This window comes from Microbacterium sp. NPDC060132 (assembly GCF_042729675.1).
GTDB classification, from domain to species: Bacteria; Actinomycetota; Actinomycetes; order Actinomycetales; family Microbacteriaceae; genus Microbacterium; species Microbacterium sufflavum.
This window is the reverse complement of sequence record NZ_JBHWXU010000002.1, coordinates 26,165-46,327: the sequence shown is the minus strand read 5'-3', so window position 1 is coordinate 46,327 and position 20,163 is coordinate 26,165. Positions and strand designations below refer to the sequence as shown.

At 71.5% G+C, this 20,163-nt stretch carries 23 protein-coding genes; 9 read left to right on the top strand and 14 right to left on the bottom strand.

Features of this window, described 5'->3' with window-relative positions:
• Nucleotides 1-23: 23 nt before the first annotated feature.
• Entirely contained in the window at nt 24-1,019 is a 996-nt protein-coding gene (locus tag ACFWCH_RS16745; RefSeq protein ID WP_136031079.1) for a Gfo/Idh/MocA family protein, read from the top strand.
• A complete protein-coding gene (locus ACFWCH_RS16740; RefSeq protein WP_136031082.1) occupies nt 1,012-1,974 on the top strand; it encodes an NYN domain-containing protein in 963 nt (320 codons plus the stop codon). Before ACFWCH_RS16745 ends, ACFWCH_RS16740 begins: the two co-directional genes overlap by 8 nt.
• 120 nt (nt 1,975-2,094) lie before the next feature.
• Here the strand turns inward: ACFWCH_RS16740 and ACFWCH_RS16735 are convergent, their stop codons facing one another.
• The 7 genes from ACFWCH_RS16735 to ACFWCH_RS16705 all read right to left on the bottom strand — a co-directional run bounded on the left by ACFWCH_RS16735 (nt 2,095) and on the right by ACFWCH_RS16705 (nt 10,090).
• The gene (locus ACFWCH_RS16735; protein ID WP_378803882.1) at nt 2,095-3,102 is read right to left on the bottom strand and encodes a sugar phosphate isomerase/epimerase family protein; all 1,008 of its coding nucleotides are present in this window, start codon (nt 3,100-3,102) and stop codon (nt 2,095-2,097) included.
• 57 nt (nt 3,103-3,159) lie between these two features.
• Nucleotides 3,160-4,011: a sugar phosphate isomerase/epimerase family protein gene (locus ACFWCH_RS16730; RefSeq protein WP_378803881.1), complete on the bottom strand. Its 852-nt coding sequence runs from the start codon at nt 4,009-4,011 to the stop codon at nt 3,160-3,162.
• Between the two features lie 77 nt (nt 4,012-4,088).
• Complete coding sequence (locus ACFWCH_RS16725; protein ID WP_372490612.1) at nt 4,089-5,285, bottom strand: substrate-binding domain-containing protein; 1,197 nt, start codon at nt 5,283-5,285, stop codon at nt 4,089-4,091.
• Between the two features lie 14 nt (nt 5,286-5,299).
• Complete coding sequence (locus tag ACFWCH_RS16720; protein ID WP_136044830.1) at nt 5,300-6,370, bottom strand: ABC transporter permease; 1,071 nt, start codon at nt 6,368-6,370, stop codon at nt 5,300-5,302.
• Complete coding sequence (locus tag ACFWCH_RS16715; protein ID WP_247981987.1) at nt 6,367-7,467, bottom strand: ABC transporter permease; 1,101 nt, start codon at nt 7,465-7,467, stop codon at nt 6,367-6,369. Before ACFWCH_RS16715 ends, ACFWCH_RS16720 begins: the two co-directional genes overlap by 4 nt.
• Complete coding sequence (locus ACFWCH_RS16710; RefSeq protein WP_206253042.1) at nt 7,464-8,984, bottom strand: sugar ABC transporter ATP-binding protein; 1,521 nt, start codon at nt 8,982-8,984, stop codon at nt 7,464-7,466. Before ACFWCH_RS16710 ends, ACFWCH_RS16715 begins: the two co-directional genes overlap by 4 nt.
• The gene (locus tag ACFWCH_RS16705) at nt 8,981-10,090 is read right to left on the bottom strand and encodes a Gfo/Idh/MocA family protein (RefSeq protein WP_136044197.1); all 1,110 of its coding nucleotides are present in this window, start codon (nt 10,088-10,090) and stop codon (nt 8,981-8,983) included. The genes ACFWCH_RS16710 and ACFWCH_RS16705 overlap by 4 nt, the downstream gene beginning before the upstream one ends.
• 114 nt (nt 10,091-10,204) lie before the next feature.
• Between ACFWCH_RS16705 and ACFWCH_RS16700 the strand changes: the two genes are divergently transcribed.
• On the top strand, nt 10,205-11,422 hold the full coding sequence (locus ACFWCH_RS16700) for an ROK family transcriptional regulator (protein ID WP_136031098.1): 1,218 nt from the start codon (nt 10,205-10,207) through the stop codon (nt 11,420-11,422).
• Here the strand turns inward: ACFWCH_RS16700 and ACFWCH_RS16695 are convergent.
• Entirely contained in the window at nt 11,374-12,510 is a 1,137-nt protein-coding gene (locus ACFWCH_RS16695; protein ID WP_136045871.1) for a Gfo/Idh/MocA family protein, read from the bottom strand. The genes ACFWCH_RS16700 and ACFWCH_RS16695 overlap by 49 nt on opposite strands.
• Complete coding sequence (locus ACFWCH_RS16690) at nt 12,510-13,316, bottom strand: sugar phosphate isomerase/epimerase (RefSeq protein WP_247639095.1); 807 nt, start codon at nt 13,314-13,316, stop codon at nt 12,510-12,512. The genes ACFWCH_RS16695 and ACFWCH_RS16690 overlap by 1 nt, the downstream gene beginning before the upstream one ends.
• A 106-nt stretch (nt 13,317-13,422) precedes the next feature.
• Between ACFWCH_RS16690 and ACFWCH_RS16685 the strand changes: the two genes are divergently transcribed.
• Both ACFWCH_RS16685 and ACFWCH_RS16680 read left to right on the top strand, forming a co-directional pair.
• Nucleotides 13,423-14,073 carry a TetR/AcrR family transcriptional regulator gene (locus ACFWCH_RS16685; protein ID WP_136045873.1) on the top strand — a complete coding sequence of 217 codons (651 nt, stop codon included), beginning with the start codon at nt 13,423-13,425 and terminating at the stop codon, nt 14,071-14,073.
• Nucleotides 14,070-15,032, top strand: a complete 963-nt coding sequence (locus ACFWCH_RS16680) for an epimerase (protein ID WP_247639096.1) — start codon at nt 14,070-14,072, stop codon at nt 15,030-15,032. Before ACFWCH_RS16685 ends, ACFWCH_RS16680 begins: the two co-directional genes overlap by 4 nt.
• Before the next feature lie 42 nt (nt 15,033-15,074).
• On the opposite strand, the gene ACFWCH_RS16675 is transcribed toward ACFWCH_RS16680, so the two are convergent.
• The 4 genes from ACFWCH_RS16675 to ACFWCH_RS16660 form a co-directional block, all read right to left on the bottom strand.
• Nucleotides 15,075-16,019, bottom strand: a complete 945-nt coding sequence (locus tag ACFWCH_RS16675) for a DUF1214 domain-containing protein (RefSeq protein ID WP_247639097.1) — start codon at nt 16,017-16,019, stop codon at nt 15,075-15,077.
• A gap of 67 nt (nt 16,020-16,086) precedes the next feature.
• Entirely contained in the window at nt 16,087-16,470 is a 384-nt protein-coding gene (locus ACFWCH_RS16670; protein WP_136037193.1) for a PLD nuclease N-terminal domain-containing protein, read from the bottom strand.
• Nucleotides 16,471-16,508: 38 nt separating this feature from the next.
• On the bottom strand, nt 16,509-17,438 hold the full coding sequence (locus tag ACFWCH_RS16665) for an aldo/keto reductase family oxidoreductase (RefSeq protein WP_136031111.1): 930 nt from the start codon (nt 17,436-17,438) through the stop codon (nt 16,509-16,511).
• Nucleotides 17,439-17,459: 21 nt separating this feature from the next.
• The gene (locus ACFWCH_RS16660; RefSeq protein WP_206253032.1) at nt 17,460-17,690 is read right to left on the bottom strand and encodes a helix-turn-helix domain-containing protein; all 231 of its coding nucleotides are present in this window, start codon (nt 17,688-17,690) and stop codon (nt 17,460-17,462) included.
• Nucleotides 17,691-17,784: 94 nt separating this feature from the next.
• On the opposite strand from ACFWCH_RS16660, the gene ACFWCH_RS16655 reads away from it, so the two are divergent.
• The 3 genes from ACFWCH_RS16655 to ACFWCH_RS16645 are packed head-to-tail and all read left to right on the top strand — an operon-like array spanning nt 17,785 to nt 19,213.
• Nucleotides 17,785-18,156 (top strand): helix-turn-helix domain-containing protein, encoded by a 372-nt coding sequence (locus ACFWCH_RS16655; protein ID WP_136031115.1) that lies wholly within the window; start codon nt 17,785-17,787, stop codon nt 18,154-18,156.
• A gap of 25 nt (nt 18,157-18,181) precedes the next feature.
• Entirely contained in the window at nt 18,182-18,577 is a 396-nt protein-coding gene (locus ACFWCH_RS16650) for an ImmA/IrrE family metallo-endopeptidase (protein WP_136031117.1), read from the top strand.
• Between the two features lie 33 nt (nt 18,578-18,610).
• Nucleotides 18,611-19,213: a GNAT family N-acetyltransferase gene (locus ACFWCH_RS16645; protein WP_136031120.1), complete on the top strand. Its 603-nt coding sequence runs from the start codon at nt 18,611-18,613 to the stop codon at nt 19,211-19,213.
• 24 nt (nt 19,214-19,237) lie between these two features.
• On the opposite strand, the gene ACFWCH_RS16640 is transcribed toward ACFWCH_RS16645, so the two are convergent.
• Complete coding sequence (locus ACFWCH_RS16640; RefSeq protein WP_136031122.1) at nt 19,238-19,444, bottom strand: hypothetical protein; 207 nt, start codon at nt 19,442-19,444, stop codon at nt 19,238-19,240.
• Between the two features lie 88 nt (nt 19,445-19,532).
• On the opposite strand from ACFWCH_RS16640, the gene ACFWCH_RS16635 reads away from it, so the two are divergent.
• Nucleotides 19,533-20,144, top strand: coding sequence for a flavodoxin family protein (locus ACFWCH_RS16635; RefSeq protein ID WP_247639098.1), 612 nt, complete (start codon nt 19,533-19,535; stop codon nt 20,142-20,144).
• Nucleotides 20,145-20,163: the final 19 nt, after the last annotated feature.

The following is a 20,163-nucleotide window of genomic DNA, read 5'->3' as shown; positions in this document are numbered from 1 at the left end:
ACCCCACCCTCTACGCTGAGAGGATGACTGGTCTTCGTTGGGGAATCCTCGCGACCGGCGGCATCGCCGGCGCCTTCGCTTCCGACCTGCGCACGGCGGGCCTCGACCTGGTCGCGGTCGGCTCGCGCTCGCAGGAGTCCGCCGACGCGTTCGCCGCGCGGTTCGACATCCCGCACGCGCACGCCTCGTACGAGGCGCTCGTGGCGGATCCCGACGTCGACATCATCTACGTCTCCACACCCCATCCGATGCACCACGAGAACGCCCGGCTCGCCCTGGAGCACGGCAAGCACGTGCTGGTCGAGAAGGCGTTCACGCTGAACCAGACCGAGGCCGCCGACCTGCAGGCGCTCGCCGCCGAGCGCGGCCTGCTGGTCACCGAGGCCATGTGGACCAGGTATCTGCCGCACATGGTGCGCATCCGCGAGCTGATCGCCGAGGGGGCGCTGGGCGAGATCCGCACCGTGAGCGCCGACCACACGCAGCTCCTGCCGACCGACCCGGCGCACCGCCTGAACGCGCTGGAGCTGGGCGGCGGCGCGCTGCTCGACCTCGGCATCTACCCGATCTCGTTCATCTGGGACATCCTGGGTGCCCCCACCAGCATCCGCGCGGTGGGCCGCCTGGTCGAGACGGGCGCCGACTCCGAGGTCGCCACGGTCATGACGCACGAGGGCGGCGCAGTGTCGACCAGCCTGTCGTCCTCGCGCGGCGCGGGCCCCAACGCGGCGAGCATCGTGGGCACCGCCGCCCGCATCGACATCGATCGCGTCTGGTACGCGCCCACCACGTTCCGTCTGGTGCTGCCCGACGGCACGGTCGCGGAGGAGTACGTGACCGACATCACCGGGCGCGGGATGCAGTTCGAGGCGATCGCGGCGGAGCGTCTCGTGGCCGAGGGGAACCTCGCCGGCGACATCCTCCCGATCGCCGAGAGCGTCGCGATCATGGGGGCGCTCGACGAGATCCGCGCGCAGATCGGCGTCCGCTACCCCGGCGAGGAGGACCACCGTGGCTGAGACCCCCGACGCCCGTGTCGCGGTCTACCTCGACTTCGACAACATCGTCATCTCCTGGTACGACCGCGTCCACGGCCGCAACTCGTACGGCAAGGACCGCCAGCGCATCACCGAGAACCCCAACGACCCCGAGGTCGCCGAGCGGTTGAACAGGGCGATGATCGAGGTCGGCGCCATCATCGACTACGCCGCCTCGTTCGGCACCCTCGTGCTCACCAGGGCCTACGCCGACTGGTCGTCGCCCGTGAACGCCGAGTACCGCTCGCAGCTCGTGGCCCGTGCGGTCGACCTGGTGCAGCTGTTCCCGGCCGCCGCGTACGCCAAGAACGGCGCCGACATCCGGCTCGCGGTCGACGCGGTGGAGGACATGTTCCGCCTGCCCGACCTCACTCACGTGGTGATCGTGGCGGGCGACAGCGACTACGTGCCGCTCGCGCAGCGCTGCAAGCGCCTCGGCCGCTACGTGATCGGGGTCGGCGTGGCCGGCTCCACCGCGAAGTCGCTCGCCGCCGCGTGCGACGAGTTCGAGTCGTACGACTCGCTGCCCGGTGTCGCCCGCCCGGCGAAGAGCGTGAACCGCACGCCCGCGGAGGCCCCGGCGGAACTCGCGGCCCCACCGGCGGACACCGCGACCAAGCCGAAGGCGGCGCCCAAGACGCGCGCGAAGGCCAAGGCCGCGAAGACCGAGGAGCCCAAGGTCGAGGAGAAGATCGACGACCAGGGCGAGGCCACGCGTCTGCTGGAGCGGGCGCTGCGCCTCGGGCACGATAAGGCCGATGCCGACGAGTGGCTGCACAGCTCAGCGGTCAAGACGCACATGCGCCGCATGGACCCGTCCTTCAGCGAGAAGGCGCTCGGCTACCGGTCGTTCTCCGACTTCCTGAAGTCGCGCGACGACATCGCCGAGCTCGAGGAGACGGGGCACGAGCGCCTCGTCCGCCTGCGCGAGCCCTGATCCCCCCGCCTGCGCGAGCCCTGGCCCACTCACCTGCGCGAGCCCTGATCCACCCGCCTGCGCGGGGCCTGATCCACCCGCCTGCGCGGGGCCTGGCCCATCCAGGCCGAGGCCCGGCCCTCACTGGTTGCTGAAGGCGGCGTCGAACGCGGCCTCGGGCGGCGGCCACAGCAGCGACCGCACGAAGCCGAGCGCTTCGGGGGCACCGTGGAGCCGGTCCATGCCGGCGTCCTCCCACTCGATCGAGATCGGGCCGTCGTAGCCGATCGCGTCGAGCGCCCGGAAGGCGTCCTCCCACGGCACGTCACCGTGACCGGTCGACACGAAGTCCCAGCCGCGCCGCGGGTCGCCCCACGGCAGGTGCGACCCGAGCACGCCCGCCCGGCCGTTGTGCGGACGCATCCGGGTGTCTTTGCAGTCCACGTGGTAGATGCGGTCGGCGAAGTCGACGATGAACCCGACCGGGTCGATGTTCTGCCACATCATGTGCGAGGGGTCCCAGTTGAACCCGAACGCCTCGCGGTGGTCGATCACGTCGAGCGCACGCACGCTCGACCAGTAGTCGTAGGCGATCTCACCCGGGTGCACCTCGTGCGCGAACCGCACGCCCTCGCCGTCGAACACGTCGAGGATCGGGTTCCAGCGGTGGGCGAAGTCCTGGAACCCCTGCTCGATCACGGCGGCGGGCACGGGCGGGAACATCGCCACGTAGGGCCAGATCGACGAGCCGGTGAAGCCCACGACCGTGTCGACCCCGAGCTTGCGGGCGACCCGGGCGGCGCGCGTCATGTCCTCGGCCGCTCGCTGCCGCACCCCTTCGGCCTCGCCGTCGCCCCACACGTACGGGCGCAGGATGCCCTGATGGCGAAAGTCGATCGGGGCGTCGCACACGGCCTGGCCCGCCAGGTGGTTCGAGATCGCGAAGAGCCGCAGGCCGTGTCGGTCGAGGATCTCGCGGCGCGAGGCGAGGTAGGCGTCGTCCTCGTCGGCGCGGCGCAGGTCGAGGTGGTCCCCCGATGCCGCGACCTCCAGCCCGTCGTAGCCCCACTCGGCGGCGAGCCGGGCCACCTCCTCGAACGGCAGGTCGGCCCACTGGCCGGTGAACAGGGTGACCGGACGAGTGCTCATGGATCCTCCTTGGTCGCGGGTACGGGGTACGGGGGTCGGGCGGGCGGGGTCGCGGGGTCAGGCACCCAGGGCGCGCAGATGGGCGATGCTGCGCGCGGCGAGCTCGTCCTGGCTCGCGGCGAGCGGGCGCCACACCGACGCCGCGACCGCGATCGTCGCGTTCTCGCCGGTGAAGCTCTCCAGCCCGAGCACCCCGCGGTAGCCCGCGTCGTCGAGCGCCGCGAGGATGCCCGGCCAGTCGGTGTGGTCATCGCCCACCGCCCCGCGGTCGCTGCCGCACACCTGCACGTGGGCGATCGCGGATCCCGCGGCCCTGATCGCGTCGGCCGGCCGCTTCTCCTCGATGTTGAGGTGGTACGTGTCGAGGGCGAGCCCCACGCCCGCGCCCAGCAGCGGCTCGAGCGCGTCGAGGCTCTGCGCGACCGTGTTGAGCACGCTCGTCTCATACCGGTTGAGGGGCTCGACGGCGAGGATGAGCCCGGCGGCCGCCGCCTCGTCCGCCAGGGGCGCCAGGTTCTCCCGCAGCTCGGCCACGACCGCGGTGCGCTCCTCCGCGTCCATCCGCCAGGTCGCCCCGGTGGGCGCGTAGAACGGACCGGCCACGACCGGGGAACGGAGGATCGCGGCCGCGTCGAGGCAGGCGCGCAGGTAGTCCTGCGTCGCCGGCACGTCGCCCGCGCGTGCCACGAGCGACCGCCCCTGCCCCATCGCGCCGACCAGGACCGCGCCCATCCCGAGGCCGTCCAGCACGGCACGCGCCCGCACGGGATCCCAGTCGCCGGGGTTCTCCAGCGGCAGTTCCAGGGCGTCGTAGCCCATCCGTGCGGCGGTGTGCGCGAGCGGCTCCAGCGTCTCGTCGGTGAGCGGAGACGTCCACACCCAGGTGTTGACGGCGATCGTGCGGGGCATCGTTGTCCTTCGATCAGGGAGTCGCTCCCACCCTCCCACCCCGGTGACACGGAGCGGAAGGGCGGGAGCGCAGGCGGTTACGGGATCTGCCGCTCCTGCCACACCGTCGGGTAACCGGGGAGGTTCTCCCCGCCGAACTTGGCGTAGTGGCCGTCGGGCATGCCCTCGTTCGCCGCCAGGTAGTCGTCCAGCTCCGCCTCGGTGATGGGCTTCTGCGGCAGCACCCACTCCTTCGGCACCTCCTGGCCGGCGAAGATCATCTGCGCCGCGAGCAGCGGGGTGCGCCACTGGAAGTTCGAGTACACCGGGGCGAGGCCGGTGAGGCCCGTGTCCTTCCACTTGCGCAGGAAGCTCATCTCGTCCTCACCGGTCATGACCGGGTAGTCCGCGCCGGCGTCCTCGAACGCCTCGATGGCCGCGACGGCGCCGTCACCGGCGTCCATCCAGATGCCGTCGACGTCGCCCTTGGCGAGCTCGTCGCTGATGATGCTCTTGATCTCCGCCGGGTCGGCGCCCGTGAAGTAGTCCACGGCCTCGATGCCCGCCTCGTCGAACAGCTTCTCGGCACCGGCCCAGCGGTGCTCCAGCACGTCGACGCCGGGGAGGATGCGCAGGGCCACGACCTTGTCGCCCTCCTCCAGGTTGTCGATCAGGAACTCGGCCGTGTCGATGCCCCAGGCGAAGCCGCCGATGGGGTGGATGAAGGTGACGGGGCAGTCGGTGTTCACACCGCGGTCGAACACCACCACGGGCTTCCCGGTCTCGCACGCCCGGTCGACGGCGGGCGTCATGGCCGCCGTGCTGTTCGGCGAGATGAGGAACACATCGCAGTTCCCCTCCGAGATGAAGTAGTCGATGTCGGCGATCTGCGTGTCATCGGAGTCCTGCGCGTCGCGCGTCTCCATCTCGCTGATCGCCCCGGCCTCCTGCAGCGCCTTGAGCTGCTCGTTCATGGTGATCCAGCCCGTCTGCCGCCACGGGTTGGAGATCGAGGCGTTCGCGAAGCAGGCCTTCTTGGCCCCGGCGCTGGCGAACTCGGACGTGTCGACCATCTCGGCGTTGATGTGCTGCAGGTAGGGCTCGTCGGCGGGACCCTGGGGTTCCACGCCGCGCTCCTCGTCCTGCTTGTCGAACAGCTCCTGGTCGAACCACTCGGTCGTCTCCGCCGCCTGCTCGGGGTTCTCCGACTCCGCCGGCGCCACGGACGGGTCGGTCGTGCACCCGGCGAGCGCGATGAGGCCGAAGAGGGCCACCCCGGCGGTGGCGATCTTCATCGATCGTCGCATTGCTAATCTCCTCTGGTTTCTGTGTGGATGGTGCGTGAGGTCGTGGCGGCCCCGTGGGTCACGGGCGCCGCTGGTTCGGGTTCCGCGGGCTCCGGCGCCGCGGATTGGGGGCCGCGTGCGCGGCGGGCACGGAAGGCGACGGCGGAGTAGGCCACCGCAGCGATGATGATGACGCCCTGCACGGCGTCGCGCAGCGTGGACGGCACGCCCGCGATGTTGAGGAGCATGAACAGCGCCTCGAGCGTGAACGCCCCGGCGACCGCGCCCACGATCCAGCCCCGGCCACCGCCGAGCACGACGCCGCCGAGCACGACCGCCGTGATGGCGGTGAACTCGTAGCCGCGGCCGACCGACGGGTGCACGCCCGCATAGCCGACCAGCAGCACGGCCGACAGCGTGGCCGAGAGCGAGGAGATCACGAACGCGCGCGTGGTGACCCAGGCGCGGCGGGCACCGGCGTAGTCCACGGCCCTGGCGTTGTCGCCGATGGCGATGAGGGTCTTGCCGAGCGGCCGTTTCGTGAGGACGATGCCCAGCGCGAGCCACACGATCAGCAGCAGCACCGCCCACGGGATGAAGTCCAGCAGCGGCACGTCGCGCAGGCCGCCACGTCCGATCTCGCGGAAGCTGTCGGCGGGGTTTCCGGTGGCCGCTCCCCCTGTCCACCACATCACCCCGCCGAGCAGCGCGAGCATCATGCCGAGCGTCACGATGAACGACGGCACCTTCAGCAGCGTCGTGATCAGGCCGTTCACGAGCCCGACGGCCACCGCGAAGACCACCATGAGCAGCAGCACCGGGATGGTGCGGGCGTCGTCCTGGCCCACCAGGTTGCCGGCGATGATGACCTGCGCCGTGATGAGCGAGCCCTGCGACAGGTCGAACTCGCCGGCGATGATCACGAAGTACTGCCCGATCGCGACGATGGCGATGGGTGCGACCCGCTGCAGGAACCGCATGAACTGCCCCGGCTCGGCGAAGCTCGGGTTGAGGATCGTGACCGCGACGAGCAGCACCACCAGCAGCAGGAACACGGCGCCGCGCGGGCTGACGAGGGTGCGCAGGGCCTTCATGAGCGCGTTCCTTCCGTCGTGGAGCCGGGACTGGGCGCGAGCTCCCGCGCCGCCGCCGCCATCTCGGCCTCCGCGGCTTTGGCCGCCGCATCGCCCCCGGTGCGCGTGCCCCCGGCGCCGAAGCGCGGGCGACGCCGCACGATCGCGCGACGGCTGTACACCGCGACCGCCGCGACGATGACCACGCCGCGCACCACGTCCTTCAGGAACGGGTTCACCTGCAGCACGCTCATCACGTTGTCGACCACCGCGAGGATCGCGACGCCGCCGATCGTGCCCCAGATGGAGCCGCGGCCGCCGAGGAGCAGCGTGCCGCCCAGCACGACCGCGGCGATCGAGAGCAGCGCATAGCCGCCCTGCTGCCCGACGGTCGGGCTCCCGACGCCGAGGCGGCTCGCGAGCAGCAGTCCGGCGAGCCCCGCGAACACGGAGCACAGCACGTGCGCCCAGATCAGCGGCATCCGCGTGCGCACGCCGCTGAGCCGTGCGATCTCCGGGTCTCCGCCTACGGCGTACAGGTGCGCGCCGGTGCGGGTGCGGTTCAGCAGCACCCAGACCACCACGGCGAGCACGATCATGATGATCGTCGACACCGGGACGGGCCCGACGCCGGTGGCGCCGATCAGCTGGAACGCCCAGGGGACGTTGCCCGCCGAGCCCTCGAAGTTCGTGTTGAGGATGCCCTGGAGGATCAGCCCCACGCCGAGCGTGGCGATGAAGCCATTCACCTTGAGTACCGTCACGATCACGCCGTTGAGCAGCCCGATGCCCGCGCACACCAGCAGCGTGACGGCCACGGCGACCGGGATGTTGCCGGGGTTGCCGTTCATCAGGGTGGCCGCGAGCAGGCTCGACAGGCTGATGACGTAGGTGACGGAGAGGTCGAGCGACGCCCCGAGCACCACGAGCGTCTGCCCGATCGCGACCAGTCCGAGCACGCTCATGCCGGTCAGCACGTCGCGGATGTTGCCGGGGCTGAGGAAGTTGCGGCCGACGGTCGCGACGAGGATCGCCCCGACCACGAGGGTCAGCACGAGGATGCCGAGCACGATCACGGTGGAGTCGATGCGCAGCCGGGGGCGGGTGGCGGTGGTCATCGCTGGCCTCCCTCGGTCGAGGGGCGCGCATCCGCACCGGTCGCCGCGGCGAGGATCTCGTGCTCCGCGGAGCCCGCGGGCAGCTCGGCGACCAGCTCCCCGTCGTGCATCACCAGGATGCGGTCGCTCATGCCGATCACCTCCGGCAGCTCGCTCGAGACCATCAGCACGGCCGTGCCCTGCGCCGCAAGCTGGCGCATCAGCTCGTACACCGCGTACTTCGCGCCCACGTCGATGCCGCGTGTCGGCTCGTCGAACAGCACGATCTGCGGTCCGGTGAGCAGCCACTTCGCGAGCACGACCTTCTGCTGGTTGCCGCCGGAGAGGTACCGCACCTCCTGGTCGAGCCCGCGCGACGACACCTCCAGCGCGCTGAGCACGCCGGGCACCTCGCGGCGCGACGCGGCCGTGCGCCCGGCGAACACGCTGCGCACGACCAGCAGGGCGTTGTCGAGCACCGACTGGCCGAGCGCGAGGCCCTGCGCCTTGCGGTCCTCCGACACGAGCGCGAGCCCCGCACGGACGGCCGCCCGGGGGCCGGTGATGCGCACGGGGGCGCCGTCGATGCGCATCGTGCCGCGCGTGAACGCCTGGATGCCGAACACGCCCTCCACGAGCTCCGTGCGTCCGGAGCCCTGGAGCCCGGCGACGCCGACGATCTCGCCGGCGCGCAGCGTGAGCGACACCCCGTCCACGTAGGCGTTGCCGCAGCCGTCGAGCTCGAGCCGCGGCTCCCCCACCGCGGTGCCCTCGAGCGCGTCGGGGAAGTACGACTGGATGGAGCGCCCGACCATGCGCCGCACGAGCTCGTCGGTCGTGAGCGCCGCGGTGTCGTCGGTGGACACGAGGGCGCCGTCCTTGAGGATGGTGATGCGGTCGCAGAGGTCGAAGATCTCCTTGAGCCGGTGCGACACGTAGAGCACCGCGACCCCGCGCGAGGTGAGCCGGCGGATGATGGCGTACAGCAGCTCGACCTCGCGGTCGCTGAGTGCCGCCGTCGGCTCGTCCATCGAGATGACCCGGGCGTCGAACGACAGGGCCTTCACGATCTCGACGATCTGCTGCTCGGCCACGGTGAGCGAGCCGACGCGGGCCTGCGGGTCGATGAACGACACTCCGAGGTCGTCGAGCAGTGCGCTCGTCTTCGCGTTCATGCCGCGCACGTCCACGAAGCCCGCCCGGCGCGGCTCACGTCCGAGGTACACGTTCTGCGCGACCGTGCGCTCGGGCAGGAGGGTGAATTCCTGGAACACGGTCACGATGCCCGCGTCCATGGCCTGACGCGGGTGCGCGTGGTGCACCTCTTCGCCGAGGTACGTCAGGGTGCCCTCGTCGGCGGGCTGCACTCCGGCGATGATCTTCATGAGCGTGGACTTGCCCGCACCGTTCTCGCCCACGAGGCCGTGCACCTCACCCGGTCGCACGTCCAGGTCGACGCCGTGCAGCACCTCCACGCCGAAGAACGACTTGCGGATGCCGCGCGCCGCGAGCACGGGCTGCGTCGTCGTGGCGGTCATGCCGTCACCTCCACCCATCGGCCGTCGTGCGCCGCCGAGTCGAGCACGGCCTCGGTGAGCACGGCGGAGCGGTGTCCGTCGGCGAAGGTCGGGAGTCCGTCCGGTCGGGCCCCGCCGATCGCGGCGTACACGTCGGCGACGAAGCCGTTGAACGCGTCCTGATAGCCCATCGCATGCCCCGCTGGCACCCGCTGCAGCCGGGCCGCATCGGCGCCGGCGGTCGCGGGGTCGCGCAGCAGCAGCCGGGACTCCTCGCGCATCCCGACCCAGAGCTCCTCCGGGCGCTCCTGCTCGAACCGCAGGCTCTGCCGCGAGCCGTGCAGCTCCAGGGTGAGGGCGTTCTTCCGCCCCGGTGCCATCTGCGAGATGAGCAGCGTGCCGAGCGCGCCGGAGCCGGTCTCGACGAGCACGGCGACGAGATCCTCGGTGTCGACGGCGTGCCCGCCGCGCTCCGCGTAGACGCGGCGGCTGCGGGCGCTGAGGGCACGGATGCGCTCTCCCGTGACGAACTCGATCAGGTCGCACAGGTGCGAGCCGATGTCGGCGAAGGCGCGCGAGGCGCCGCCTGCCTCAGACCTCACGCGCCAGTCGTCGTCGCCGGGCAGCAGCATCCAGTCCTGGAGGTAGGAGCAGTCGAGGGTGAGCAGGTCTCCCGCCTCTCCCCTGGCGATGCGGGCCCTGGCCTCGCGCACCATGGGGTGGTAGCGGTAGATGAAGGGGACGGCGCCGATGAGGCCGGCCGCGGCGGCCGCCTCCGCGAGCTCGCGGGCGTCGTCCGCGGTGGTCGCGAGCGGCTTCTCGCAGATCACGTGCTTGCCGGCGTGCAGCGCGCGGCGCGCGAGGTCGGCGTGCGTGGCGTTGGGGGTGCAGATGTGCACCACGTCGATGTCGTCGGCGTCGAGGAGGGCGTCGGCGTCGACCTCCGCCCGCTCGGCCCCCAGTGCCTGCGCCGCATCGCGTCCGCCCGCGGCCGACCGGGTGGCGATCGCCCGCAGCTCTCCCCCTGCGTCGCGCGCTGCCGCGCGGTGGACGCGGGCCATGAATCCCCCGCCGAGGATGCCGGCTCGGATCGTCCCGAGACCGGTGTCTGTGACATCCGTTGTCATGTCGGGGAGTCTGACACACTCCGAACGACTTTTGCTAGCTTTTCGTCAAAAGTTGTTCGAACCGAATTCGAAGTTCTGCCTCTGCACTCCGAAGTGCTGTGGTTTACTGACCGAATGGTTGACGTGCTGAGGCCGGTCACGGTGCCCTCCCCGGGGACGGGCGAGATCTTCCAGATCCTCCGCGACGGCCAGGCGCGCACCAAGGCCGAGCTCGCGGCGCTCACCGGACTCGCCCGCTCGACCGTCGCCCTCCGTGTCGACGCGCTCCTCGCCGCCGGGCTCCTGCGGCCGGCGGGCGAAGCCGCCTCCACGGGCGGACGCCCGCCCGCGCGGGTGGCCTTCAATCCCCGCGCCGGACTCTCGCTCGCGGTCGACCTCGGGGCCACGCACGCCACGGTCGCGGTCGCCGATCTGTCCGGTGTCATCCTCGACGCCCGCACGCGCACGATCGACATCGGCGACGGCCCCGAGAAGCTCCTCGACACCATCCTCGCCGACGGCGCCGCGCTGCTCGCGGCGACCGCGGACGGACTACCGCTGGTCGGCGTCGGCATCGGGGTGCCCGGCCCCGTCGAGCACTCGACCGGACGGCCCACGAACCCGCCGATCATGCCGGGGTGGGACCGCTTCGACGTTCCCGCCTATGTGCAGCGGACCTTCGACGTGCCCGTGCTGGTCGACAACGACGTGAACATCCTCGCGCTCGGCGAGCAGGCCACCAGCTGGCCGCGCGTCGACGACCTGATCTTCGTCAAGGTGTCCACGGGCATCGGCGCCGGCATCATCGCGGGTGGACAGCTGCAGCGCGGAGCCCAGGGCTCGGCGGGCGACATGGGCCACGTGCAGGTGCCGCGGGGGGCGGGATCCGAGCGCGATCCGGACGACGAGCGCGACCTCGAGGCCCTGGCCAGCGGCTCGGCCCTCGCGATCGCGCTGCGCGCGGCGGGGCACGAGGTGCACAGCGCCTCCGACGTCGTCGACCTGGTGCGCGGAGGCAACGCGGCGGCGATCGAGGCGACCCGGCAGGCGGGCCGCGACGTGGGCGAGGTGCTCGCCACCGTCGTGAACCTCCTCAACCCGTCGATCATCGTGCTGGGCGGCAGCATCGCGCGGGCCGGTGAGCATCTGCTGGCCGGTGTCCGCGAGGTCGTGTACCGCCGGTCGATCCCCCTCGCCACCCAGCACCTGGCCATCGTGCAGTCCCAGGCCGGAGACCGGGCCGCGGTGCTGGGGGCGGCGATCATGGTCGCCCGCGAGGTGCTCTCCCCCGCGAGCGTCGACCGCTATGTCGCGGCGAAGGGGTCGAAGTCGGCCGACAGCGCGCCGACCTGATCGAGCGTGCTGGCCACCTCGACGAAGCGGCGCTGTTCCGCGGCCTCCTCGATCGACAGCAGCGTGTCGAGCACGTGGTACGCGAACTCGCCCGTGGCGACGTGCGGGCGGTCGTCCGCGATCGAGCGGACCATGTCCAACAGGCCGATGCCGCGACCGGCGAGCACGCCCTCCTGGGCGACGTCGACGATCTCCTGCTCCACGGGCTCCGGCGGCACGAAGTGGCGCGCGAGCGGGCGGGTGATCGTGATCGGTCCCCCGAAGGTGTTGGGGTCGGGGATCGTGATCGTGCCCTCGGTCCCGGTGATCTCCACGATGCCCTGCCGCACGAGGGGCGAGTCGGTGCTGTAGAGGCTCTGGGCCTGGCCGCCACCCTCGAAGTCGAGCAGCACGCTCAGCGTCGACGGGATCTCGACGGGGAACTCCTGCCCGGCGAGCTCGCCGACCTGCACCCGCCTGGTCGGCGCACCCTGCAGCCCGAGCGCGGCGACCGCCGCCACCGGGCCGAACACGTGCACGAGCGTCGAGACGTAGTACGGACCCATGTCGAGCAGCGGACCGGCGCCCTTGGCGTAGAGGAACGCCGGGTTCGGGTGGAAGATCTCCGGTCCCTGCCACTGGAACGTCGTCTGCCCGAACAGCGGCCGCCCGATGTCGCCGCGGGCGATCGCGCGCTTCGCGGTCTGCACCCCGGGGCCGAGCACCGTGTCGGGCGCGGCGCCGATGCGCCGTCCGGCCGCCTCGGCGGTGCGCAGCAGCCGGCTGGCCTCCTCCCGGCTCACGCCGAGCGGCTTCTCCGTCCACACGTGCTTCCCGGCGCGGATGATCGCCTCGGACACCGCGACGTGCGCGGCCGGGATCGTGAGGTTGACGACCACGGCGATGTCGGGGTCGTCGAGCACCACGTCCACGCCGCCCGCCCGCGGCACGCCGTACGCCTCGGCCTGAGCGCGGGCGCGCTCCGGGAGGAGGTCGCCGATCGCGAGCACCCGCACGTCGGGGAACCGGGTCAGGTTCTGCAGGTACTGGTCGCTGATGTTGCCCGCGCCGATGATGCCGACGCCGACCGCGTCGCCTGCGCGCCCCATCAGCCCGCGACCTCCGCGTCGAGGAACCGCCGACTGCGCTCGATCGCGTCGAACAGGTCGCCCTCGTAGTGGTCGAACTCCACGATGGCGAGCTCGAGCGCGGGGGCCGCCGCGATGGCCGCCACGAGCGGGACGGCGCCGTCGCCCGCGGGCACCTGGTCCGCCGGCGGGTAGGCGTCGAGCAGGGCGGGGTCGAGCGTGCCGTCCTTGGCGTGCACCGCGATCACGCGGTCGCCCAGGCGCTCCAGCAGGGCCTCGGGGTCGACCCCACCGCGCGCCACCCAGTAGAGGTCCACCTCCAGCACCACGCGGTCGTCGAGCAGGCCCGCCAGCACCTCCAGCCCCGTCACGCCGTCGAACGCGGCCTCGAGCTCGTGGGCGTGGTTGTGGTAGCCGACGCGCACGCCCATCGCGGCGCCGACCTCGGCCGCGGCGTTGAGCAGTCGGGCGGTCTCGGCGATCTGCTCCACCGACTCCCAGCGGGCAGGTTCGGTGTACGGGTCGATCACGGTGTGCATGCCGAGCGTCTTCGCCGCCGCGAACACCTCGGCGGGCGCGGGCACGGGCAGGGTGGTGCCGCTGCCGTCCGGGTTGACGAACGACTCCGACGCCAGGAACGCGTGTCCGGAGGGCGCGGTGAGGCCGGCGGCGGCGAGCGCGGCGGCCATCGCCTCGGCCCTGCGCACGAAGTCGTACGGCTCGACGGCCGTGAACCCGCGCGCGGCGACGGCGGCGAGAGTGCCGTCGAGGTCGGCCTCCAGCTGCTCGCGGATGGTGAACAGCTGCAGGGACGTCTGGATCGTCATCGGTCGTGCTCCTCGGGTCGTCGGCGACTCGCGGGTGGTGCCCCGCGCTGGCACGCTATCACCGAATACCTCCACATGGAAGTTTTGGTCGCACTAGACTCGGCCCATGCCCCCCTCCTCCGCCGACGGTCCCGAGCGCCCACGCGCCCGCGGCGCCTACGCCAAGGGGATCGCGCGTCGGCAGGAGATCCTCGACCGCGCGATCGAGGTGTTCGCGACCCGCGGCGCCGACCGCACGAGCCTGCGCGCGATCGCCAGCGAGGTCGGCGTCACGCACGCCGCGCTCACGCACTACTTCGGCTCCCTGGAGGAGCTCCTGGTCGCGGTCTACCGCGAGAGCAACGCCCCTGGCCGGCACCCCGAGGCGCGAGACGACGCGACGCCCGTGGAGAGCATGATCCTGTCGGCCAGGGTCAACCGCGAGGTGCCAGGCCTCGTGCAGCTGTACTCGGCCCTGGTGGCCTCCGCGCTGGAGGAGGGCCATCCGGCGGCGAGGGAGTTCGCCACCGACCGGTTCGCGCGACTGCGAGCGAGCATCGCCGCGACCGTGCGGCAGCAGCAGCGCGAGGGGCGCATCCGCGACGACGCCGACCCCGAGGCGGTCGCGGCCCTGGTCATCGCCGCCTCGGACGGCCTGCAGACGCAGTGGCTGCTCGACCCCGACGCCCCGCAGCACGAGGCGCTGACACTGCTGGACCGCCTGCTCCGCCCCACCTCGGGTGCCGAGCCCCGACCACCGGAGGATGACCGCGCATGAGCACAGGACGGGTCGTGGTGGGCGGGTCCACCGGATTCATGGGGCAGTACCTCACCGAACGCCTGCGCGGGCAGGGGCGGGAGGTCGTCACGGTCTCTCGCGCGGGCGCCGACCTCGCCTGGACCGACCAGGCCGGGATCGACGCCGCGGTCGAGGGTTCCGCGCTCGTCCTCGGCCTCGCGGGCAAGAGCGTCAACTGCCGGTACACGCCGGCGAACCGCGCCGAGATCTTCCGCTCCCGGCTCGACACCACCGCCGCCCTGCGCACCGCGATCGCGCGCGCCTCGGCCCCGCCCGCCCTGTGGATCAACTCGTCCACCGCGACGATCTACCGCCACGCCGAGGACCGGCCGATGACCGAGGCGGACGGCGAGCTCGGCAGCGGCTTCTCGGTCGAGGTCGCGAAGGCCTGGGAGCGGGAGCTGTTCACGGGCGCGCTGCCCGGCACGCGCCGTGTCGCCCTGCGCAGCGCGATCGTGCTGGGCGACGGCGGAGTGCTCGGCCCGCTGCGCACCCTCGCCCGCCTGGGCCTCGGTGGTCCGCAGTACGACGGGCGCTGGCCGGTGAGCCGTGCGCGCCGGGAGGCCGGCACCGCGCATCGCTTCGGCGCACGCCGCGGTCGCCAGCGGTTCAGCTGGATCCACCTCGACGATGTGGCTCGGATCGTGGAGTTCCTGGAGCAGACGCCGGCGCTGGAGGGTCCGGTGAACGCCGCGTCGCCGAACCCCGTGGACAACGTCGCCTTCATGGCGGCCGTGCGTCGCGCGCTGGGGGTGCGTCTCGGCCCGCCGACGCCGCGGTGGATGCTGGAGCTGGGCGCGATCGGCATCCGCACCGAGACCGAGCTCGTCTTGAAGAGCCGGTGGGTGCTGCCCGAGAAGCTCCGTGCCGCGGGCTTCACGTTCCGCTATCCCGACCTCGATGAGGCGCTGCGCTCCTCCTTCGCCGCGTCGACCTGATCGCACCCCGGCGCGCGATCAGGTCGACGCCTCCGGCGAGGGTCACACCGAACGCTGCAGGGCCGGGAACGTCCAGCTCCCGTCGAGGAGCTCGGCCCGCGGACGGTACAGACGCACGAGGTAGTTCCACCCCTCCGGAATCGGGATCACGTTCGGCACGCCGTCGGGGTGGTCGCCGAACCGCACCGTGATGGCGCCGTCGTCGTCCCGGACTCCGGTGATGTTGTTGATCGTGTAGGCACCGCGGTCGTTCGGCTCGAAGAAGCCGTCGGCGTTGTACACCGAGATGGACCAGAACCCGTCCACGGGAACGTCGACCACTCGGAGCTCGTACCGCCCCCGCGGCAGCCGCGGGTCGACGCCGATGTACTGAGCCTCCCAGGAGGGCAGCCCTCCCCACCCCGCCGCGGTTCCGATCAGGTGACGGATCGGATCGACTTCGGCCTCGGCCCCGAACATGCGGTCGAAGCCGCGCAGGTTCCGCGCAAGAGTCAGCAGCGCCCCGCGTGTCTCGTCCAGGTCCGCGGGGTCGTCGTCGGGGAGGGGGAAGGGCTCGGCGGACGCACTGTCGATCCCGAGCTGATCCTGGAGCGCCGTCACGACGGCCACGTCTGCCTGGTCTTCCGGGTCGACGAGGATGCGCACCGCGACCACGACGTAGGGTGTGCCGAACCGCTCGGTGGTCAGCCGGTACTCTCCGGGGTCGTGGAAGACGGCGTCCACGTAGTGGCGTTCGTTGACGACCATCGCCGAGAGGTAGCGATCGCCGTGGTCCGGGATCGTGAGCGTCGCCCCCGCGCGGATGTCGACGACGGCGAAGCTGTAGAGCGTGTCGCGGTTGAGCCGGATGACCGTCTGATGCTCGATCGCGGCCGGCTCCCTGTTGTGTCGGAACCGGTTCACGCCCCCGGCATCGCGCTGCAGGTCGGACATCATGCGGTGAGTCTCGGCGACGGCGAAGTTCTCCACGTTCACGGGTGCGCTCATACCGGCATGATGGCACCGACGCGCACCCCGAGCCAGGACCGTCTCGAACGGCCGGTCTCCGAACCGTCTACGCTCCCGCCGCGGGCGCGTCGCCGTCGTCGCGTCGCCGCTTCTCGAGTTCCTCGCGCAACCGCCACTCCTCGATCTCGCGGTCGAGGTCGGCGATCTGCTGCTCCGTCGTGCGGGTGTCGCGGGGCCGGGAGGGGGGCGCCGTCACGGTGGGTGCGGCGGGTCGTTCGGCCCTCCGCATCCGGGGGATCGCGACGCCGCCCTCGCCGTACTCGCGTCCGAGCGCGAACCACAGCAGGCTTCCGACGAGCGGCAGCAGGATCACGATGATCAGCCACACCATCTTGGGCAGGTGCTTCACCTGCCCGTCGTCGCGGGTGATGATGTCGATCAGCGCACCGACCATCAGCGCGATGATCAGCAGCGAGAACAGGAACGGCATGAGTTCAGGGTAGACGACGGGTCGTGCGCCGCGCCGCCCTAGGGCAGGAGATGCCCGGCGGCGCGGAACAGCTCGTACCACTCGGGCCGCGTGAGGACGACGTCGGCGCCGGCCGCCGCGTCCCGCACGCGCTCGGGGGTCGTGGTCCCCAGCACGACCTGCATCCCGGCGGGGTGCCGCGTGATCCACGCGGTGGCGATCGCGATCGGCTCGACGCCGTACTGGGCCGCGAGCCGGTCGATCACGGCGTTCAGCTCGGCATACTCCGGACTCCCCAGGAAGACACCGGCGTCGGTGCCGCTCTGGAACGGCGACCACGCCTGCACCGTGATGCCGTTCAGCCGGCAGTAGTCGACGATGCCGCCGCCGTCGCGCACGATGCTCTGGTCGTGTCCGCCGATGTTCGCTGCGACCGGCTGCGCGATGATCGGCGCGTGGGTGAGCGACAGCTGCAGCTGGTTGGCGATCAGGGGCTGGCGGACGGCCGTGCGGAGCAGGTCGATCTGCGACGGGGTGTGATTCGAGACGCCGAACGCCCTGACCTTGCCGGAGGACTCGAGGTGGTCGAACGCGCGCGCGACCTCGTCGGGCTCGACGAGCGCGTCCGGTCGGTGCAGCAGAAGGACGTCGATGCGATCGGTGCGCAGCGCCGCGAGCGATCCCTCGACCTGGGTGACGATGTGGTCGTAGGAGAAGTCGAACATCCCCTGCGTCGGCACGATGCCGCACTTGGTCTGCAGCACGATCTCGTCGCGCTCGCCCGGGCTGAGGGCGAGCGCCTCCGCGAAGCGGGCCTCACAGCGGTGCATCGCACCGCCGTAGATGTCGGCGTGGTCGAAGAAGTCGATGCCGGCCTCGCGGGCTGTCGCATACAGCTCGCGGATGTGGGCGTCGTCCTTGTCGGCGATACGCATCATCCCGGCGATGACGGCGGGGGCGGTGGCGGTTCCGAAGGGCACGGTCTTCATGGTCGCCACGCTATCGCGCACTCACGGGTCCACGGCAGTCGAGAACGGCAGGAGGTCCGTCACCGGGATGTCGAGCGCCGCCGCGATGCGCGCGAGGTCGACCATGGTGAAGTCCACGCGCGCGTCGAAGAGGTCGTGCAGTCGACGAGCGGAGATGCCTGATCGATCCGCCAGCCGGTCGAGCGACACTCCGGCGTGCAGTCGCGCCGCCTCCACCGTCGATGCCATCGTGTGACTCAGTTCTGTCCCCATACGCCGACACTACCCCCACACGCGGACACTCACTCGGGAAGAATGAACCGATATGACGGCATCTTGATCTCGGAGCGCTGCTAGGGTGTGCCGAATGAGGACACCTGCCGAGCAGTTCAACGAGGCCGTCGGGCGGCAGATGCGGGCCGAGATCGCCGCCGCGCGCAGCAGCATCGCGGCGATGGCGCGCAGCGTGGGGATCGCACGCAGCGCCCTCGACAACTACGTCACCGGAAAGCGCGCGATCCCGGTGCCCGTGGTCTATGCCGTGTGCGCGACTCTCGGGATCGAGCCGCACGTCCTGGTCGCGAGAGCCGAGGAGCGCCTCGACGCCGACGGCACCACCGCCATCATCACTCCCCTGCGCCGCACCGCCGATGTCGCCACCCCGCGCGACAATACCCGCGAGGTCGCCTTCGAATCCGACGAGCGGCACGACGCCGACACCGACGACCTCTACGACTGACGCCGACGACCGTGGGAGGACGCACATGCAGCAGCTCCTCCTGCGCGCCGAAGACCTCGGTCTGCGCGTGATCGAGCGCCCGGGACGCACGCGCGGCGGGTTCGATCCCGCGACCGGCACCATCCGCCTCGCGCCGGGCATGAGCAGACGGACGGCCCGCAGCGTGCTGGCGCATGAGCTGGGTCACGCACATCTCGGTCATCGACCCACCGAGGTCCCCCACACCCGCGAACGCCAGGAACGGGCGGCGGACGAGTGGGCCGCCCGGCTCCTCCTCACACCGCAGGCGTATGCCGCCGCCGAGCGGGCTCGCGGCGCGCACCTCGCGAGCCTCGCCTTCGAGCTCGATGTCACTGTCGAGATCGTCGTCGCCTTCCAGCGTCTGCTGCGCCAGGGGACCACCGCGACCCGGGCGGCGTGAGGTCCCCCCGCATCGCACTGGTTGAATGGGGACATGGCCTTCCTCGTCCCGCCCGCCCCCGTGACCCTGACCGGCGACCTCGTCGAGCTGCGTCCCCTCGATCGCTCCCACATCGACGGGCTGGTCGACGCCGTCCGCGAGGGCGAGCTGTGGAAGACGGCGTGGTACACGTCGGTCCCGGAGCCCGACGGCGTGGCCGCGGAGGTGGATCGGCGGCTCGGGCTCGTCGACCGCGGCGAGATGCTGCCGTTCACCGCGATCGACGCGAGCGGACGGATCCTCGGCCTCACGTCGTACTACGACATCGTCGCCGACGTGCCCCGGCTCCACATCGGCTACACCTGGAACCGCCCGTCCGCGCACGGAACCGGAACCAACGCGGAGTCGAAGCTGCTGCTCCTGCGGCACGCGTTCGAAACGCTCGGGGTGTTCCGCGTGGGGCTCACCACGCAGTGGGTCAACTTCCAGTCGCGCACGGCGATCGAGCGACTGGGCGCCAAGCAGGACGGCGTGATGCGCGCGATGAGTCGTTACCGCAACGGCGCGCTCCGCGACAGCGTCGAGTACTCCATCATCGAGCCCGAGTGGCCCGCGGTCCGGGCGAACCTGGAGGCGCGGTTGTCCCGTCGGCGCTGAGCGATCGCGCCGACGGGGTCGGCCTCACTCGGTCGGGCTGCCGGTCCAGTTCTTGGAGCGGCGCGTGGCCGAACCGCGCTGCCGCATCGCGAAACCGAGGGCGAGCGAGACCAGGATGATGCCGGCGCAGAAGGTGAGCGCGGCGGCAGTGTCGGGAAGCTCGTGCGCGATCCCCAGCAGCCAGAAGCCTCCGAGGAAGAGGATCATGAAGAACAAGAAGCTGAGGATCACGGGATCTCCTGTCGTCGGTGCCCTACCAGGATAGCCCGGGCCCGGGAAGGCCCTGTGCCGCGGTCTCCGGCCCTGGTGTGATCGTCGCATGACCAGTACGCTCACCGCCCTCGCGATCTCCTGCACGCTCAAGCCCTCCCCCGCGGAGTCGAGCTCCGATCTCCTCTCGCGCCAGCTGCTCGACGCCCTGTCCGCTCATGACGTCTCGGGCGACGTGGTGCGGGCCGTCGACTTCGACATCCGCCCCGGCGTCGAGAAGGACATGGGCGACGGCGACCAGTGGCCGACTCTGCGTCGGCGGGTGCTGGCGGCGGACATCCTCGTGTTCGTGACGCCGACCTGGATGGGCCAGCACTCGAGCGTGGCGCAGCGCGTGCTCGAGCGGCTCGACGCCGAGCTGAGCGAGACCGACGACCAGGGCCGCCCGATCCTGTTCGACAAGGTCGCGATCGCCGGCGTGCTCGGGAACGAGGACGGCGCCCACCACATCTCGGCGATCCTGTTCCAGGCGCTCGACGACATCGGCTACACGATCCCCGCCCAGGCCTCGGTGTACTGGAACGGCGAGGCGATGCAGACGGTCGATTACAAAGACCTCGAGGAGACCCCGGAGAAGGTGGCCTCGGCCATCCAGACGGCCGCGCGCAACGCGGCACACCTCGCACGGCAGCTGACCGCGCAGCCGTACCCGGCGTCCTGACGCGAGGACACCCGCCGCG